14 protein-coding genes are annotated in these 17,162 nt (G+C 67.1%); all 14 read right to left on the bottom strand.

Annotation, left to right across the window (positions count from 1 at the left end; translation table 11 throughout):
* Positions 1–10 precede the first annotated feature (10 nt).
* The 14 genes from ACO05L_RS04375 to ACO05L_RS04310 all read right to left on the bottom strand — a co-directional run bounded on the left by ACO05L_RS04375 (position 11) and on the right by ACO05L_RS04310 (position 17,076).
* Positions 11–958 carry a DUF6999 family protein gene (locus ACO05L_RS04375; protein ID WP_421730951.1) on the bottom strand — a complete coding sequence of 316 codons (948 nt, stop codon included), beginning with the start codon at positions 956–958 and terminating at the stop codon, positions 11–13.
* Positions 955–1,638 carry an iron-containing redox enzyme family protein gene (locus ACO05L_RS04370; protein WP_421730950.1) on the bottom strand — a complete coding sequence of 228 codons (684 nt, stop codon included), beginning with the start codon at positions 1,636–1,638 and terminating at the stop codon, positions 955–957. Before ACO05L_RS04370 ends, ACO05L_RS04375 begins: the two co-directional genes overlap by 4 nt.
* On the bottom strand, positions 1,638–2,774 hold the full coding sequence (locus ACO05L_RS04365) for a beta-ketoacyl-ACP synthase III (RefSeq protein ID WP_421730949.1): 1,137 nt from the start codon (positions 2,772–2,774) through the stop codon (positions 1,638–1,640). Before ACO05L_RS04365 ends, ACO05L_RS04370 begins: the two co-directional genes overlap by 1 nt.
* 2 nt (positions 2,775–2,776) lie before the next feature.
* Positions 2,777–5,074 (bottom strand): glycoside hydrolase family 3 N-terminal domain-containing protein, encoded by a 2,298-nt coding sequence (locus tag ACO05L_RS04360; protein ID WP_421730948.1) that lies wholly within the window; start codon positions 5,072–5,074, stop codon positions 2,777–2,779.
* Positions 5,075–5,216: 142 nt separating this feature from the next.
* The gene (locus ACO05L_RS04355) at positions 5,217–6,524 is read right to left on the bottom strand and encodes a sugar MFS transporter (protein WP_421730947.1); all 1,308 of its coding nucleotides are present in this window, start codon (positions 6,522–6,524) and stop codon (positions 5,217–5,219) included.
* 197 nt (positions 6,525–6,721) lie between these two features.
* Positions 6,722–7,408, bottom strand: a complete 687-nt coding sequence (locus tag ACO05L_RS04350; RefSeq protein WP_421730946.1) for a TorF family putative porin — start codon at positions 7,406–7,408, stop codon at positions 6,722–6,724.
* A 120-nt stretch (positions 7,409–7,528) separates the two neighbouring features.
* A complete protein-coding gene (locus ACO05L_RS04345; protein ID WP_421730945.1) occupies positions 7,529–8,989 on the bottom strand; it encodes an ammonium transporter in 1,461 nt (486 codons plus the stop codon).
* Positions 8,990–9,201: 212 nt separating this feature from the next.
* The gene (gene leuB, locus ACO05L_RS04340) at positions 9,202–10,305 is read right to left on the bottom strand and encodes a 3-isopropylmalate dehydrogenase (RefSeq protein WP_421730944.1); all 1,104 of its coding nucleotides are present in this window, start codon (positions 10,303–10,305) and stop codon (positions 9,202–9,204) included.
* On the bottom strand, positions 10,302–10,904 hold the full coding sequence (gene leuD / locus ACO05L_RS04335) for a 3-isopropylmalate dehydratase small subunit (RefSeq protein ID WP_421730943.1): 603 nt from the start codon (positions 10,902–10,904) through the stop codon (positions 10,302–10,304). Before leuD ends, leuB begins: the two co-directional genes overlap by 4 nt.
* On the bottom strand, positions 10,897–12,312 hold the full coding sequence (leuC, locus tag ACO05L_RS04330; RefSeq protein ID WP_421730942.1) for a 3-isopropylmalate dehydratase large subunit: 1,416 nt from the start codon (positions 12,310–12,312) through the stop codon (positions 10,897–10,899). Before leuC ends, leuD begins: the two co-directional genes overlap by 8 nt.
* Before the next feature lie 3 nt (positions 12,313–12,315).
* Positions 12,316–12,570 (bottom strand): ACT domain-containing protein, encoded by a 255-nt coding sequence (locus ACO05L_RS04325; RefSeq protein WP_421730941.1) that lies wholly within the window; start codon positions 12,568–12,570, stop codon positions 12,316–12,318.
* Positions 12,567–14,282 carry an acetolactate synthase 2 catalytic subunit gene (gene ilvG / locus ACO05L_RS04320; protein WP_421730940.1) on the bottom strand — a complete coding sequence of 572 codons (1,716 nt, stop codon included), beginning with the start codon at positions 14,280–14,282 and terminating at the stop codon, positions 12,567–12,569. Before ilvG ends, ACO05L_RS04325 begins: the two co-directional genes overlap by 4 nt.
* 27 nt (positions 14,283–14,309) lie before the next feature.
* Positions 14,310–15,317: a ketol-acid reductoisomerase gene (gene ilvC / locus ACO05L_RS04315; protein ID WP_421730939.1), complete on the bottom strand. Its 1,008-nt coding sequence runs from the start codon at positions 15,315–15,317 to the stop codon at positions 14,310–14,312.
* Positions 15,318–15,321: 4 nt separating this feature from the next.
* On the bottom strand, positions 15,322–17,076 hold the full coding sequence (locus ACO05L_RS04310) for a dihydroxy-acid dehydratase (RefSeq protein WP_421730938.1): 1,755 nt from the start codon (positions 17,074–17,076) through the stop codon (positions 15,322–15,324).
* Between the last annotated feature and the right edge of the window lie 86 nt (positions 17,077–17,162).

Below are 17,162 nucleotides of genomic sequence, written 5' to 3'. Positions count from 1 at the left end.
TTTCTCGCGATCAGGAGGCGGTGCTTCTCGGGTCCAGGGGCAGGCCCGCTTCCTGTCGTGATTTCAGCAGGCGCAGATAGCCGTGCATGGCCTCGCAATCCAGGCCATGCATCATCAACCGGAACCCGGCCTGAAGCGTCGACAGGGTCACCAGCGGGTGGCCGTTCTTGACGAAATGCATGTGGTAGTCGGAGCCAAGGATGCGGGCGATATAGATGCCGACGATCTCGTCCAGTTGCAGCGAATGGGACGCGCGCATGAAGTCCTCGCGCGGCAGCAGAAGGGCGTACAGAGGGGTGTAGAACTCCACCGCCGTCTGGATGTCGATATGGTTCAACGGCCCGGTCGGAAAGGTCTCGAACGCCGGGTCGATGTCGGTCAGCATCGAGAAGTCCACCCTGGCCGGCGGCGTCAGCTCGCGCCCTTGCGCCTGCAGGGCGATGTTCAGTTCGATGATGAAGTTGAAGATGTTCAGGTCGTGCTGGAGGAAGACATTGTCCTCCAGATCCTTCAGCGTCAGCGGCTTCAGGGGGATGGTCTGGACGCTATCGATCGGCACGCCGGCATTGGCCTTAAGAAAGGCCAGCAGCTCCGTCCCGATATGGAAATGGCGCAGGATCAGCATGTTGCACTGGGGCGAGCCAAAGGCGCGCAGGCCCCAGTGGATGGTCTTGTGCAGCAGGCCGTTCAGGTTCGGATGTCGCGGCGAAATCGCCCGCAGCACCTTCACCACGCAGAAGAACAGCAGCACCAGCGGCCGTGAAACCGGAAACAGCCAGCGCCGCGACCATGATCGGGCTCCGGCCAGCAGAGCCTTCTTGGCCTGGGGGTCGATAGGCAGGCTGTGGTCGAGATAGAGCGCCAGCCACGGGTCGGGATCGCGCGGATCGTAACCACGCGGGTCGAAGGGATCGGCCTTGCGGTGATCCCTGGCGGTCGCGCCGTCCGACAGGCTCATGCCGCGATCTCCTCGATCTGCAGGGCATAGAGGCGGGCGGTGACGCGGGCGGTCATGACGATGCGTTCGGCGACGGCGGTATCGGGCAGCACCATCCGCAGCATCTCTTCGAACTCGCGCATATGCTCGGCGTCGTTCTCGCCGTGATACAGCAGGAAGCGCACGGCCTCGTCGGGCAGGTTCAGCCGATCCTTGACCAGCCGGCCCCAGGGCGCGGCCTTGATCGAACCTAGGCCCTCGATGACGAACATGGCGCCCAGCAGGCCGAAGGGATCAGGCCGCGACGCCTCATGGAACATCCAGGCGGACAGGGCCTCGGAGCCGACGTTCTTGGGCGCATTGCGGATGGTCTCGACCGCGCCGCCCGAGCAGACGAAATCGGCCTCCAGCAGGCGGAAGTCACGGTGCTCGGTCACCGCGTGACGCATCAGGGTCGAGCGCAGTTCCAGGTGAGTTTCGCCGACGTTCGACGCCGCGCGCGACATCCACAGCGCCCCGTCCTTCACCTGCTGGCGCAGGTTGATGAGGAAGGCGTGATAGTCGGCCAGCGCGAACCGGCCGCGCGTCAGCTTGCGGATCAGGGGGGTGGATTCCAGCCTCTGTTCGAACTCGGCGAAGACGACCGCGAGCTTCCTCAGGGTGTCGGCGACCGCGTCATTAGCCATGGGTCCATCCGCCATCACACCACCTCCAGCATCATGAACCCTATCATGGCGCGCCCGCTTTCCGGCACGATGAGCAAGACGCGTTCGCCCCGTTTCGCCCGCCCTGACTTCATGAACTCATCCAGCATGACCCAGATCGAGGCCGAGCCGATATTGCCGACGGTCGCCAGATTGGAGAACCACTTCTCCTCCGGGATCATGGCCCTGGTCGACTTCAGGATCGAGACGATCTCCTCACGCAGCGACTGGGCGGAGTAGTGGCACAGCAGGTGGTCGACGGCGTCGGGGTCGATCCGTCCCGCGTCCACCTTCTTCATCCATTCGCCGATCCAGGCGCGGATGACGATCTTCAGCAGGTCGAAATCCTGCAACAGGGCGACCGCCCCGGCGCCGTGGGCGGCGTTCGGTCCGGCGTGGCTCCAGGCCGATGTCATGTCGGCGCGATCCGCAAAGGTCGAGCCCGCCCACATGCAGGGATCAAAGGCCCCGGCCAGGGAGGTCAGGTCGATCCACTCCACCTTCAATGACAGGCCTTCCGGTCGCGGCCTCGGCTCCAGCACCACGGCCCCCGCCCCGTCCGACAGGGTGAAGCGCAGGAAGTCGGCCTCCATCCGCAACCGCCCCTTGGCGTCGATCAGGTCCGTGCCTTCGTAGAAGCCGGGCCGGAACCAGCGCGACGAGAACTCGCTGCCGGTGGCGACGGCGACATCCGCCTCGCCTGCCCTCACCTGCAGCCAGGCCCCCTTCACCGCCATCAAGGCCGAGGCGCAAACGGACTGATAGCTGGCCACCTCTATGGGGCCCGTGCCGAGTTCGGCATGAACGGCGGGACCGTGGCCGGGGACCAGATAGTCCCCTTGCGTCGTCGCCGTCGCCAGATGTTGCAGATCGCCCAGGCCCAGGCCCGCATCCTCCAGCGCGGCCCGCGCAGCCTGCGCCGCCATCGAGGCATTGGAATGGTGGGCCACGCCGTCGGGCGTCATTGCGTAATGGCGGGTCTCGACGCCGTTCCAACGCAGGGCGCGACGACCGATCGCAGAGGCCCTCCCGCTGATACGGCCGATATGATCCTCCATGGCGTCGACGCCCACAGGCTCGCCCGGCAGGAAAGCCCCGGTGCCGGTGATATAGACGTCGCGCAAACCCTCCATGCTCAGCGCGCCAGGACGAAGCTGACCGGATCGCCCCATTGGGCCGAGGGCGCCAGCCACAGGTCGAAGGTTCCCGGCTGGACCGTGGGCCGACCGTCGGCGCCGACGAACTCCAGCCGCGAGCGGTCCAGGGTGAACGTCACCGTCCGCGTCTGCCCGGGCGCCAGATCGACCTTTTCGAACGCCCGCAGGCGCTGGCGCGGCTGGGTCAGGCTGGCCACCCGGTCGTGGATATAGAGCTGAACCGTCTCGACCACCGGAACCGGACCCGCGTTGGTCACCTCGACCGAGACCGCGATCTGGCCGTCCCAGGCCAGGGTCGAGCTGGACAGCTGGGGCGCGCCGTATCCGACCTCGCCATAGGTCAGGCCGTGGCCGAACGGATAGAGGGCGGTGTTGGTCGTCTCGCGGTAGCGGGCCTTATATTCCTCGGACGCCAGGGCCGGATTGGCCGGGCGGCCCGTGTTCTTGTGGTCATAGCTGAAGGGCTGCTGGCCCGAGCGATGCGGGAAGCTGATCGGCAGGCGGCCCGACGGCGAATGGGCGCCGAACAGCACGTCGGCGACGCTGTGGCCCATCTCCGAACCCAGAAACCAGCTGACCAGGATGGCGGGCGCGGTCGCCACCGCGCCGGACAGTTCCAGCGCCCGCCCGTTCCTGAGGATCACCACCATCGGCTTGCCCAGGGCGGCGACCGCCTCGACCAGATCGCGCTGGGGCTCGGGGATGTCGATCTCGGTGCGCGACTGGGCCTCGCCCGACATGGCCGCGCCCTCGCCGATGGCCAGGACCACGACGTCGGACTGCTGCGCCGCCTGAACCGCCGCGGCGATCCCGCCCGCGAGCGGGACCTCGATCCACGACCCTTGCGCCACCGTCAGCAGCGAGGGGTCGTGGAGGGCCGCACGCATCCCTGCCTCCAGCGAAACGCGGCGGCTTTCGTCGCCCCAGATGGTCCAGGGGCCGAAGACATTGTCCACGTCGGCGCCGAAGGGGCCGATCAGGGCGATCCTCTGGCCCTCGCGCTTCAGCGGCAGGACGCCGTTCTGGTTCTTGAGCAGGACGATGGACTTACGGCCGGCCTCGCGCGCCAGATCATAGTGGGCCTGGGCGCCGACCACCGCGCGTTCGCGCCCCAGGTCCGTGCCACGATAGGGATTGTCGAACAGGCCCAGCGACGCCTTGGCCATCAGCACACGCCGCACCGCCTGATCGACCCGCTCCAGCGGCACCTCGCCGGTCGCCACCAGATCGGGGATATGCTGCAGATACAGGCCCGACATCATGCTCATGTCGACCCCGGCCAAGAGGGCGATGCGCGCGGCGTCGCGGCCGTTTTCGGCAAAGCCGTGGGCCACCAGTTCCTGTTCGGAGGTGTAGTCGGACACGACGAAACCCTGGAAGTCCCACTCGTCGCGCAACAGCTCGGTCAGCAGCGCGTGGTTGCCCGAGGTCGGCACCCCGTTCAGGTCGTTGAACCCGCTCATCAGCGACAGAGCGCCCGCGTCGATCGCGGCCTTGAACGGCGGCAGGAAGACCCCGCGCAACATGGCCTCGGACATGTCGGTCGAGTTGTATTCCATGCCCCCGTCGGCGGCGGAATAGGCGGCGAAATGCTTGGGCGTGGCCATCAGAGCGTCGCGGTCCGCCAGACCCTTGTCGCCCTGGAAGCCGCGCACGCGCGCGGTGGCCAGCAGTTCGTTCAGATAGACGTCTTCGCCGCCGCCTTCGACGACGCGGCCCCAGCGCTGGTCGCGCGCCACATCAACCATGGGGGCGTAGTTCTGGTGGATGGCCGAGGCCGCCCCCTCCACCGCCGCCGCCCGCGCCGTGCGCCGCGCCAGTTCGGGATCAAACGCCGCCGCCTCGGCCAGGGGCACCGGGAAGACCGTGACGAGCCCATGCAGGATGTCGGCGCTGAACAGCAGCGGGATCTTCAGCCGGGATTCCTCCATGGCGATCCGCTGGATGGTGCGTCCGGACGCGGCGCCCACGCCGTTGAACAGGGCGCCGACCTGCCCCTGGCGGATCATCTGGCTGACGCGGGCCGGATCGCCCTGGCCGTCCAGCGGATTGACGTTCTTGGGCCGGAACCGGAAGGGATCGCCCAGAAGGTTCAGCTGGCCCGCCTTCTCCTGGATCGTCATGCGCCCGATCAGGTCCTGCACGCGGGCGCGGTCGTCAGCCTGGCGCGCGGCGGCGCGACGCGGCGCGCTGAACAGGCCGGCGCCGAGGGCGCTCAGGGCGGCGAGGCGAGAGAGTGCGGAACGTCGGCTCATGGCGCTGGCGGGGTCGATCATCAAAGGGCTTTCGTGGCCGGTGTCGCCTTCCTAGACGGCGCAGCTTGGTCTGTCAGGTACGCGGTGACGCAGCCACCGCCCTGCGCTGAACGAAAAAGGGCGGATCCGAGGACCCGCCCTTTCGTCGCGTTGAAGATGGCCCTCAGTGTGGCGAGGCCGTCGCGCCCACCAGACCCTCGCGCGGCTTTGACCGAATACAGGCGATGGCGAACACCGTCAGGCAGACATAGCCGATCAGCGGCACGATGAAGGCCGGTCCCAAACTGCCTGCCCGATCGCCGATCTGTGCGGCCAGCAGCGGCAGAAGCGCGCCGCCGATGATGCCGAACACAAGCAGACCCGAGGTCGCCGAGGTCGGCGCGGAAGACCGCTCCAGCGTCAGGGTGAAGATGGTCGGGAACATGATCGAGTTGAACAGGCCGATCGACAGGGCGGCATAGGCGGCGGTCGGGCCGGTCATCTGGGTGACCACCGCACACAGGATGGCGGCAGCGATGGTGCAGATCACAAGAACGACGCCTGCGCGCACCTTGGTCAGCACCGCCGACCCGATGAACCGGCCGATCATGGCCCCACCCCAGTAGAGGGCGACCAGCTTGCCGGCGGTTTCGATGGGAGCGTTCAGCGCCTCGGGGCTGTTCAGGTAGTTGGTCATCATGCCGCCGATCGACACCTCGGACCCCACATAGATGAAGATGGCCACAGCGCCGAAGATGGCCCAGGGCGAACTCAGGGCCTTCAGCGGCGATACGGCCCCTTCCGTCGCCGAGGGGGCGGCCGCGTTGATCTTCTTGCGGGCCGAGAAGATGAAGGCCGCGATCAGGGCGAAGAAGACGGCCATGGCCAGGAAGGCCAGGTCGATGCTGCGCAACGACTGGCCGCGCGTGGCGACGGTGACCACGGCTCCGGCTGCGAACACCCCGCCGGTCAGCAGGACGTGCGAGCCCAGCCACGGCCCGATCGTCGTGCCGAGAGAGTTGAAGGCCTGAGACAGCACCAGGCGGAAATGCGAGGTCTTTCGCGAGCCGAGTTCGGCCACCAGCGGATTGGCCGCGACCTGCAACAGGGTGACGCCCGAGGCGATGACGAACAGGGCGATCAGCACGCCCGGGTACCAGTCGGCCGCCGTCGCCATCGGCACGATCAGACAGCCGGCGACCATGACGGCCAGGGCGGCGATGATGGCGCGGCTGTAGCCCAGCTTGGCCAGCACTGACGCGGCCGGCAGGGACGCGACGCCATAGGCGATGAACCAGGCCGAGGCGGTCAGGAAGGCCTCGGTGTTGTTGAGGTCGAAGACCTTCTTCACCGCCGCGATCAGCGGGTCGATCAGCGAGGTCGCGAAACCCCAGGCGAAGAACAGGGTGGTGACATAGGCGAAGGCGGGTCCGGCGCCGCGAACGGCGGATGCGCCGCCCCCGTCGGACGAGGCGTGTTCTGATTGGCTCATGACGTCTTCCTGGCGTCCCGCGTCGTGCGCGCGGTTTTCGTTGTCACGCTACGCTTCCATCGGTGCGGCTCGCGGTCCACTGGTTTTCGAAGGCCGTAACCAAAAGTGGCCGCAGGCGCCTCGGACGCCTGTCCGAAACGACAAACGCCGCCCGTATCTCTACGGGCGGCGCCTGATCTGTCTTACGTCGTGTCTGACTAGAAGACGGTCTTGAGGCTGGCCACGACGCGGGCGTCGTACAGGTCCGAACCCTTCACATCGGTGTCGTAGTAGCGCAGGTCGGCGGTGAGGACGGGCGACAGGGCGTAAGACACGCCGGCGTGCCAGTTCAGATAGTCGTCGCTGACGTCCAGCCACTGGTTGCCCACGGCGCCCGAGACGGTCCACTTGTCGGCCGGGCTGTACGCGGCGTTGACCTCGACATAGGTGGCTTCGTCGTCGAGGCCGTAGAAGTCAGGCGAATAATAGACGGCGGCGCCGACGGTCGCCGGGCCGATGGCGCGCGAGGCGGCGGCCTTGAACTCGACGAACTCGTAGTCCGAGCCCGAAGGTTCGCCGACGTAGAAATAGCCGACGACACCCAGGTCCAGCGCATAGCCCGCGGCCTCAGTGCGATAACCGCCGTACAGGTCGATCTCGGCATCGGTGCCGTCGCCGAACTTGACGTTCGAGGCCCAGGTTCCGACGTAGAAGCTGCCCGCAGTGACGTCGATGCCCCCCGAGACAGCTGGCTTGCTGTCGGTCTGGCTGGCGCCGCGATAGACGTAGTCGGTGCCGAGCGCGGCGTTGTAGGCAACGTCGAACTCCTGGGCCGAAACGGCCGAAGCGGCGCCCGTCAGGGCCAGGATCGCGGCGGCGGCCGCGCAGGCTGAAGTCATTTTCATGATGAGTATCCCCTCATTGTTTTTGGGTCGTTGGAAGTCTTGGTCGGGTCGTAGGTTTTCGGGGATCTATTCCCGAAGGGCCGGCGCCGGACGCGAGGGAAGTCGCGCCCGGCGTTTGGTTCAGACGTGCTCGAGAGCTTCGCCATGCAGGGTCGAATCCAGACCCTCGGCTTCCTGGGCGTCGGTGACGCGCAGGCCCGTCGTGAACTTGCAGATGATCAGGATCACGAAGGTGCCGACGGCGGAGTAGGCGATCGTCCACGCCAGGCCAAGGGCCTGAGGCACGACGCTGGCGCCTTCGCCCAGGCTGTTGATGGCCGTCGAGGCGAACACACCGGTCAGCAGGGCGCCGATCAGACCGCCCGCGCCGTGGATGCCGAAGGCGTCCAGGCTGTCGTCGTAGCGGAGCAGTTTCTTGATCCACACCGAGGAGATGTAGCAGACCGGACCGGCGATCAGGCCGATGATGACCGCACCCTTGGGATCGACGAAACCTGCGGCAGGCGTAATGGCCACAAGACCGGCGACGACGCCGGACAGCATGCCGATCAGCGACACCTTACGCTTCTCGATGACCTCGATCAGCTTCCAGGTCATGGCGGCGGCGGCAGCGGCCAGGATGGTGTTGAGCAGAGCCACGCCCATCAGTTCGTTGGCGGCGCCCGCCGAACCGGCGTTGAAGCCGATCCAGCCGACCAGCAGCAAGGAGGCGCCGATCATGGTCAGGACGGGGTTGTGAGCGGTGATCGGATCCACGCCATAGCCTTTGCGGCGACCCAGGAAGATGGCGCAGACGAGGCCGGCGACGCCCGAGTTGACGTGAACGACCGCACCACCGGCGAAGTCCAGCACGCCCGCAGCGCCGAGGAAACCACCGCCCCAGACCCAGTGACAGATCGGTGCATAGATCAGCAGCGACCACAGAGCCGTGAACAACAGCAGCGCCGAATACTTGAACCGCTCGGCGAAGGCGCCCGTGATCAGGGCCGGCGTGATGATGGCGAAGGTCATCTGGAAGGAGATGAACAGGAACTCCGGGATGCCCGGCAGCAGGCTGTTGGCCGTCTGCAGCGACACGCCGTTCAGGAACAGGGCGTCGAAGCCGCCGACGAAGGGCTGAAGCGCCTCGTTCGGGTTGGCGCTGAAAGCGATCGAGTAACCGGCGATGAACCACACCAGGGACACGACGGCGAAGACGCCGACCGACTGGGTGATCGTCGCGATCACGTTCTTGCGCCGCACCATGCCGCCATAGAACAGCGCCAGACCCGGCAGGGTCATCAGCAGAACCAGAGCGGTCGAAGTGCCCAGCCAGCTGGTGGCGGCGGCGTCCAGTTCCAGCGGGGCCTGGTGGGCCAGAAGGGTCGGAGCCGGGGCTTCGGGCTCAGCTTCGGCAGTCGTGGTCGCGGCGGCGCCAGAACCCGAAGCGGCGGCGATATCGACAGGCGCTGGGGCGGCGGCCTCGGCGACGGCGGGAGCTGGTGCAGCGTCCTGCGCGAATGCACCGCCGGCGTAGAATAACGCGGCCGTGATCAATAGCAGGGCAAGTACGCCCGGCACCCTATTCCAGATATTTGACATGAGTTGCATCCCCTTTGCTTTCTCGCAAGTGCGAAATGTTTACCGCAATTTGGAAATGCGCAAGGGGCATCGCATCGCGCGGCGCAATTTTAATGCGCCGGTCGAAAATCATCAGGCAGTAAAGGGTGCGTTTGGCCGAACTCTGCGTCTATCGCGCCAGATTCTGGCGTTCGCAGGTGCGATATGCGCAAAGCTCGACCGTAGGCGGGGTTTTAGCCCCAGTGCATCTGCACGCGATGGGCGGCGGCCCAGTGAATGGCGCGAATGGCGTCAACGACGGCCTCGGCCGCCGCGCGCGTGCCCAGTTCGCCGCCCAGGTCAGCGGTGACGGCCCCGGCGGCCAGAACGGCGGCCACTGCGGCCTCGATCGAGCTCGCTTCATCCTCCAGGCCCAGACCGTGGCGCAAAAGCATCGCCGCAGACAGAATCGTCCCGACCGGGTTGGCTAGGTCCTTTCCGGCGATGTCGGGCGCCGAGCCGTGGATCGGTTCGAACAGTCCGGGACCGCTCGTGCCCAGCGAAGCCGAAGGCAACAGGCCGATCGATCCGCCCAGCACCGAGATCTCGTCCGACAGGATGTCGCCGAACATGTTCTCGGTCAGGATGACGTCATAGTCGCGCGGCCGCTGGATCAGATGCATGGCCATGGAATCGACCAGGGCGTGCTTCAGCTCGACCTGCGGGAATTCCTCGGCATGGATGCGGGTGACGACCTCGCGCCACAGGCGGCTGGTCTCCATCACATTGGCCTTGTCGACCGACGTCACCTTGCCGCGCCGCTGTTCGGCGATCTTGAAAGCGGCGCGGGTGACGCGCTCGATCTCGGGGATCGAATAGGAACAGACGTCATAGGCCGAGCCGTCGTCCTTGCGGCCCTTGTCGCCGAAATAGACGCCGCCGGTCAGCTCGCGGAAGACGATCAGATCGACGCCGTCGACGATCTCCTTTTTTAGCGGCGAGCGGTGGGCCATGACCGGCGAGACCTGCAAGGGCCGCAGGTTGGCGAACAGGCCCATGGCCTTGCGCAGACCCAGCAGGCCCTCTTCGGGACGACGCTTGCCGCCATCCCACTTGGGTCCGCCCACGGCGCCCAGCAGTACGCCGTCCGAGGCCAGGCAGGCGTCGATGGTCGCCTGCGGCAGGGGATCGCCGCCATTGTCGATGCCCGCCCCGCCGATCAGGTGTTCGGAAAAGCGGAACTCGTGGCTGTAGAAGTCGCCGATGATCTGCAGCACCGCCTTGGTCGCGGCGATGACTTCGGGGCCGACGCCGTCGCCGGGCAGCAGAGCGATGTCAAAGGTCTTGGGCGTGGTCATCGGACGGACTCGGTCTGTTTGGGCGCGTGTTCGCGCTCGAAGGATTCGATGTCGGGCAGCTTGGCCTGCAGCCAGCCCAGGGTATCGACGCCGTCCAGCAGGCACTGGCGGGCGAAGGCCTCGACGGCGAAGGTCACGGGCGGGTGGTTGCCGCGCCGAACCTCGTTTGTCTCCAGGTCGATGGTCACCGGCTGTTCGGGATGAGCCACCAGATCGTCCCAGGTCGCCTGATCGACGACGATGGGCAGAAGGCCGTTCTTCAGGGCGTTCGAGGTGAAGATGTCGGCGATATTGGTCGAGATCACCGCCCGAAAGCCATAGTCGTACAAAGCCCAGGGCGCGTGCTCGCGAGACGATCCGCAGCCGAAATTGTCGCCGGCCACCAGGATGCGATGCTCGCTTGGGTCGATGCGGTTGAGCACGGCCTCGGGCTTGGCCGAACCGTCGCTTTCATAACGCCAGTCATAGAAGGCCTTGGCCCCCAGGCCGGTCGTCTCAGTCGTGGTCAGGAACCGCGCCGGGATGATCTGGTCGGTGTCGATATTGGCCTGCGACAGGATCAGCGACCGCGAGGTGAAAACGGTGATGGGTTCAGGCATCGACGGCCTCGTTCAGATAGACGCGCGGGTCGGTCAGGACCCCGGCGATGGCCGAGGCCGCAGCGGTGGCCGGGCTAGCCAGGATGGTGCGGGCGCCCTTGCCCTGACGGCCTTCGAAATTTCGGTTGGAGGTCGAGACGGCCAGTTGGCCCGGCCCCACGGTGTCGCCGTTCATGGCGATGCACATCGAACAGCCGGGGATACGCCATTCGGCGCCCGCCTCGGTGAAGACGGTATGCAGGCCCTCGGCCTCGGCGTCGCGACGCACGGCTTCGGAGCCCGGCACGACCAGCATGCGCACGCCGTCCTTGACCTTCCTGCCCTTCAGCACCTCGGCGGCGGCGCGCAGGTCGGGCAGCCGCCCGTTGGTGCACGAGCCGATGAAGACCACGTCCACGGCCTGGGTCGTCGTCGTCTGGCCGGCCTCGAAGCCCATGTAGGCAATGGCCTTGCGGTCAGAATCGGACCGGGGTTCGGGCACGCGCTCGCCGATGGGCGCGCCGGCGTCCGGGGTGGTGCCCCAGGTCGCCATTGGCCGGATAGCCGACCCGTCCAGGGTGATTTCCTTGTCGAAGACCGCGCCCGGATCGCTGGCCAGAGCCAGCCATTCGGCGGCGGCGGCGTCATAGGCGGCGCCCTGCGGAACCTTGGCCCGGCCGCGCAGCCAGTCGATGGTCTTCTGGTCGGGGGCGATCATGCCCGCCCGCGCCCCGGCCTCGATCGACATGTTGCACAGGGTCATCCGCCCTTCCATGTCCAGGCCCGTGACGGCGCTGCCGGCGTATTCGATCACGAAGCCGGTGCCGCCGCCAAAGCCCAGGGCGGCGATCACGGCCAGGGCCACATCCTTGCCCGAGACGCCGGGCTGCAGCTCGCCATCGACGGTGACGCGCAGGGTCTGGGACTTCCTTTGCAACAGGCACTGGGTCGCCAGCACATGGCCGACCTCGGAGGTGCCGATGCCGAAGGCCAGGGCCCCGAAGGCGCCGTGGGTCGCCGTATGGCTGTCGCCGCAGACCACGGTCATTCCAGGCTGGGTCAGCCCCTGCTCGGGCCCCATGACGTGGACCACGCCACGCGCGTCGGAATCCCAGCCGGCCAGTTCCACGCCGTGGGCGGCGCAGTTCTTCTCCAGCCGAGAGACCTGATCGCGGGCCTCGTCGGTGACATAGGGGCGCTGGCCGTTGACCGCCGGAAGCGTCGGGGTCGAGTGGTCCAGGGTCGCAAAGGTGCGGTCGGGGCGGCGAACCTTCAGGCCCCGGCTTTCGATCTCGGAAAAGGCTTGAGGGCTGGTGACCTCATGGACCAGATGCAGGTCGATATAGAGGACGCCGGGCGTGGCCTCCGTCTCGGCCACGACCAGGTGCCTGTCCCACACCTTCTCATACAGGGTACGCGCGACGCTCATGGCTCAGGCGGCCGCCGAACGAAAGGCGGCGTCGTTGGAGATCCTCCGCGCGCCGATCAGGCGGTCGATCTGCATCCCCAGATTGTCGATCGAACGACCGGCGTCGCGACCGCGCACCGTCATGGCGATATGCAGGGCCGAGCCTTCCGAGGCCATGTCCATGCCGTCGATGAAGAAGCCGCGCCGCTCCACCAGGCCGATCAGACGCTGAAGCGCGCCGTCGGCCCGGTCGATCTGAATATGAATGGTGTCGCTCATCGTGCGCCCTCCAGCATTTCGGCGTTGTTCTTGCCCGGCGGAACCAGCGGCCAGACATTGTCTTCGGGATCGATAATGACATGGGCCAGGATCGGGCCTTCGCAGGCCAGCAGGCGGTCGATGCCGGCCGAGACCTGATCGCGGCTGTCGATGCGGAAGGCCTCGATGCCAAAGGCCTCGGCGACCTTCACGAAGTCGGGGTTGTCGGACAGGTCGACCTCGGAGAAGTTCCGCTCGAAGAAGAACTCCTGCCACTGACGCACCATGCCCAGGCGCGAGTTGTCCAAGAGGACGATCTTCAGCGGGATCTTGAAGCGGTTGACCGTGGCCAGTTCCTGGATGTTCATCATCACCCCGCCGTCGCCGGTGATGGTGACGACGCAGGCGTCGGGCTCGGCCAGCTTGGCGCCGATGCCCGCAGGCAGGCCAAAGCCCATCGAGCCCAGACCGCCCGAGGTGACGTGGGCCTGGGGCCGCGAGAACTCGCAGTATTGCGCCACCCACATCTGGTGCTGGCCGACATCGCAGGCGGCGATGAAGCCGGGGCCGGCCTTCCTGGACAGCTCGTTCAGCAGCTGGGGCGCAAAGACGCCTTCGCCGGGGGCGTTGTAGTCGAAGGCCTGGGCGATCGATTGGGCGCGCCAGCGGTCGGCCCAGTCGTTGACCGCGATGGCCGGCCCCGCCGCCAGACTGGCGTTCAGGGCTTCCAGATTGGGCTTCAGATCGCCGGTCACGCCGACCGCGACCTTGCGCAGCTTGCCGATCTCGGACGGGTCGATGTCGAAATGGACGACGCCGGCGTGGGGGGCGAACTCGGCCAGCTTGCCAGTGGCGCGGTCGTCGAACCGGGCGCCGACGACGATCAGCAGGTCGCTTTCCTGAACCGCCTCGTTGGCGGCGCGCGTGCCGTGCATGCCCAGCATGCCCAGGAAGTTGTCCTGGCCCGTCGGGATGGTGCCCAGGGCGTTCAGGGTCGAGACCTGGGGGATGCCGGTCATGCGGGCGAAGTCGCGAACCGCCTCGACGGCGCCCGAGATCTTGGCCCCGCCGCCGATATAGAGGACAGGCTTCCTGGCCGCGCGGATGGCGGCCTCGGCCTGCGCGATCACCGCATCCTCGGCGATATGGGTCTCGTTCGACAGATGGATGCCGCGCGGCTCCGTGGTCATCTCGAACTGCACGTCCTTGGGCAGGTCGATCAGGACCGGACCGGGACGGCCCGAGCGGGCGATGTGGAAGGCCTCCTCGATCACCGCCGGAATGTCGGCGGCGTGACGGACCAGATAGGAGTGCTTCACGATCGGCAGGGTGACGCCCAGGATGTCGACTTCCTGAAACGCGTCCATGCCCATGACGCCCTGGGCGACATTGCCCGTGATGCAGACCATGGGAATGGAATCCAGCATGGCGTTGGCGATGCCGGTGACCAGGTTGGTGGCGCCGGGACCGGAGGTGGCCATGCAGACCCCGACCTTGCCCGAGACGCGGGCGTAGCTGTCAGCCGCAAAGGCGGCGCCCTGCTCGTGACGGCACAGGTAGTGGCGCAGGCTCGACCCGGCCAGGGCGTCATAGATCGGCATGATGGCGCCGCCGGGATATCCGAACAGCACCTCTACCCCCAGCTTCTCCAGAGTGGAGACAACCAGACGCGCGCCCGACTGGGGGGCGGCTTGCGTGGCGGGTTTGAAGGTGGCGGCGGCGGCGCTCATCATGCTTCTCTATTCAGCTCGGTCCGAGGCTCAGGCGGCCGCGGACTTGGGGGCGTGCAGCCAGGCCATGCGCTCGCGCAGGCCCGCGCCGACGACCTCGATCGGATGCTCGGCGTCGGCCTTAACCAGGGCGTCATAGGCGCCCTTGCCGGCTTCGTTCTCGGCGATCCATTCACGGGCGAACTGGCCCGACTGGATCTCGGCCAGGATTTCCTTCATGCGCTCGCGGGTTTCGCCGTTGATGACGCGCGGGCCGGAGACGACCGAACCCCATTTGGCGGTCTCGGAGATGAACTCGTTCATCTTGGTGATGCCGCCCTCGTAGAACAGGTCGACGATCAGCTTCAGCTCGTGCAGGCATTCGAAGTAGGCGATCTCGGGCTGGTAGCCGGCCTCGACCAGGGTGGTGAAGCCGCCCATGACCAGTTCCTTGGCGCCGCCGCACAGGACGGCCTGTTCGCCGAACAGATCGGTTTCGGTCTCTTCGCGGAAAGAGGTTTCCAGCAGGCCGCCGGTCGCGCCGCCGTTACCCTTGGCATAGCCCATGGCGCGGTCGCGTGCCTTGCCGGTGACGTCCTTTTCGATGGCGAACAGCGAGGGGACGCCGGCGCCCTTCTGGAACTCGCGGCGGACCAGATCGCCCGGCCCCTTGGGCGCGACCAGGATGACGTCCATGTCTTCGCGCGGAACGACGCGGCCGTAGATGATCGAGAAGCCGTGGGCGAACAGCAGAGCCGAACCCTGTTTGGCATAGGGCGCGATCTGGGTCTCATAGACCTCCTTCTGGGCCATGTCGGGCGTCAGGATGGCGATGATGTCGGCGTCCTTGACGGCTTCCGAAGGCTCGGCCGTGGCCAGGCCGTCGGCCTGCGCGTTCTTCCAGCCCTTGCCGCCCGCGCGGACGCCGACGATCACGTCATGGCCCGAATCCTTCAGGTTCTGGGCGTGGGCGCGGCCCTGCGAGCCGTAACCGATGATGGCGATCTTCTGGCCGGCGATGACGCCGGGGCGGATGTCGTCGTTGGTGTAGATTTGCATGGTCTTACGCTTCCTGGTGGGCTTTTGCGTTGGCCGGAACTTGGGCCGGCGGCGGGTTGGGAATGGTGACGGCGCCCTGCGAGGCCGAGGCGACGCTGGCGCGGTATTTGGCGAAGACCCCGTGGGCGGGGGCCATGGCGCGAGGGGTGAAGCCTTGGCGACGCGCGGCCAAATCGGCGTCCACGTCGATGCGGCGGTTGGTGACGTCGATGCGGATGCGGTCGCCGTCGCGGACCAGGGCGATCGGGCCGCCGACCGCCGCTTCCGGCGAGACGTGGCCGGCGACGAAGCCGTAGCTCGCGCCCGAGAACCGGCCGTCCGTCAGCAGGGCGACGTTGGAGATCTGGCGGCCCTTCAGGGCGGCGGTGACCTGCAGCATCTCGCGCATGCCGGGGCCGCCGCGCGGACCTTCGTAGCGGATGATGATGACATCCCCCTCGCCGACCGAACCGTCCTGGACGGCGTGGAAGGCGTCTTCTTCCGAATCGAAGACGCAGGCCGGGCCTTCGAAGACATCGACCTTGTGGCCCGTCAGCTTGATGACCGCGCCCTCGGGCGCGACATCGCCATAGATGACGGCGTAGGAGCCGCGATCCATGACCGGCTCGGCGACCGTGCTGACGACGACCTGGCCCGGCGCCTCTTCAGCCTCGGCGGCCTCGGCGAACAGGCTGCGGCCGGTGACGGTGGGGGCGTCCACGATCTTGCCGGCCTCGGCCAGACGCTGGGTGACCAGACGGGTGCCGCCCGCCGCGAACAGGTGGGACGCCAGGAACCGCCCGCCGGGCTTCAGGTCGCAGATGACCGGCGCCGCGACACAGGCCTGGTGACAGTCCTCGACGCCGAAATCGACCCCGGCCTCGGTGGCGATGGCCGTCAGGTGCATGACGGCGTTGGTCGAACCGCCCGAGGCCGAGACGGCGACGGCGGCGTTCATCAGGCTGTCGCGGGTGATGAATTTGCGGGCGTTGTCGCCGGCCTTGACCCGTTCGACGATCAGGCGGCCGCAGCGTTCGCCCTCGGCGCCCTTGTTGGGATCGACGGCGGGAACGTCGTTGGCGCCCATGGGCGAGATGCCCATGACGGTCAGGGCCATGGCCATGGTGTTGGCGGTGAACTGGCCGCCACAGGCGCCGGCGCCCGGACAGACGGCGCTTTCGACACGCTTCAGCTCGGCGTCGTCGATCGTGCCCGCGCCGTGGGCGCCGATGGCCTCGAACACCTCCTGGACCGAAACCTCCTTGGTCCCGCCGTCGGCGGTGGGCAGGACGCCGGGCAGGATGGTGCCGCCGTAATAGACCAGGCCGGGGATATCCATCCGGGCCAGGGCCATGGCCGCCGCCGGGATGGTCTTGTCGCAGCCGACGATGCAGACGACGCCGTCCAGCTGGTGGCCCTCGACGGCCAGCTCGATGGAATCGGCGACAATCTCTCTGGATATCAGCGAGGCCTTCATCCCCGGCGAGCCCATCGAGATGCCGTCGGTGACGACGATGGTGTTGAAGTCGACCGGATAGCCGCCCGCCGCGATGATGCCTGCCCGCACGTCACGACCCAGCCGGTCCAGGTGCATGTTGCAGGGCGTGACGGTCGACCAGGTGTTGACGATGGCGATCATCGGCTTGTCGAAGTCGGCGTCCGTCACGCCCGCCGCACGCAGATAGGACCGCGCCGCCGCCCGGTTGGGGCCTGCGGTGATGACCGACGACCGGCGCGGGCCGGCGGCGATCGGGTTCGAGGAGGAATCTTGCGTGGTCACTAGGGGTCGGTTCCGGCAGATCGATTGGGAAGGAATGAGGCGGCGAGGTCGGGCAAGAAAAAACCCGCTTCCTTTCGGGAGCGGGT

Source organism: Brevundimonas sp. (genome assembly GCF_965227765.1).
Taxonomy (GTDB): domain Bacteria; phylum Pseudomonadota; class Alphaproteobacteria; order Caulobacterales; family Caulobacteraceae; genus Brevundimonas.
Note: the sequence above shows the minus strand (reverse complement) of the source record. Positions and strands in the feature narration are given on the sequence as shown.

Excerpts from the sequence above, each read along its gene's own strand:
- ACO05L_RS04375 (WP_421730951.1), bottom strand. The coding sequence starts at position 958 with ATGAGCCTGTCGGACGGCGCGACCGCCAGGGATCACCGCAAGGCCGAT.
- ACO05L_RS04370 (WP_421730950.1), bottom strand. The coding sequence starts at position 1,638 with ATGGCGGATGGACCCATGGCTAATGACGCGGTCGCCGACACCCTGAGG.
- ACO05L_RS04365 (WP_421730949.1), bottom strand. The coding sequence starts at position 2,774 with ATGGAGGGTTTGCGCGACGTCTATATCACCGGCACCGGGGCTTTCCTG.
- ACO05L_RS04360 (WP_421730948.1), bottom strand. The coding sequence starts at position 5,074 with ATGATCGACCCCGCCAGCGCCATGAGCCGACGTTCCGCACTCTCTCGC.
- ACO05L_RS04355 (WP_421730947.1), bottom strand. The coding sequence starts at position 6,524 with ATGAGCCAATCAGAACACGCCTCGTCCGACGGGGGCGGCGCATCCGCC.
- ACO05L_RS04350 (WP_421730946.1), bottom strand. The coding sequence starts at position 7,408 with ATGAAAATGACTTCAGCCTGCGCGGCCGCCGCCGCGATCCTGGCCCTG.
- ACO05L_RS04345 (WP_421730945.1), bottom strand. The coding sequence starts at position 8,989 with ATGTCAAATATCTGGAATAGGGTGCCGGGCGTACTTGCCCTGCTATTG.
- leuB (WP_421730944.1), bottom strand. The coding sequence starts at position 10,305 with ATGACCACGCCCAAGACCTTTGACATCGCTCTGCTGCCCGGCGACGGC.
- leuD (WP_421730943.1), bottom strand. The coding sequence starts at position 10,904 with ATGCCTGAACCCATCACCGTTTTCACCTCGCGGTCGCTGATCCTGTCG.
- leuC (WP_421730942.1), bottom strand. The coding sequence starts at position 12,312 with ATGAGCGTCGCGCGTACCCTGTATGAGAAGGTGTGGGACAGGCACCTG.
- ACO05L_RS04325 (WP_421730941.1), bottom strand. The coding sequence starts at position 12,570 with ATGAGCGACACCATTCATATTCAGATCGACCGGGCCGACGGCGCGCTT.
- ilvG (WP_421730940.1), bottom strand. The coding sequence starts at position 14,282 with ATGATGAGCGCCGCCGCCGCCACCTTCAAACCCGCCACGCAAGCCGCC.
- ilvC (WP_421730939.1), bottom strand. The coding sequence starts at position 15,317 with ATGCAAATCTACACCAACGACGACATCCGCCCCGGCGTCATCGCCGGC.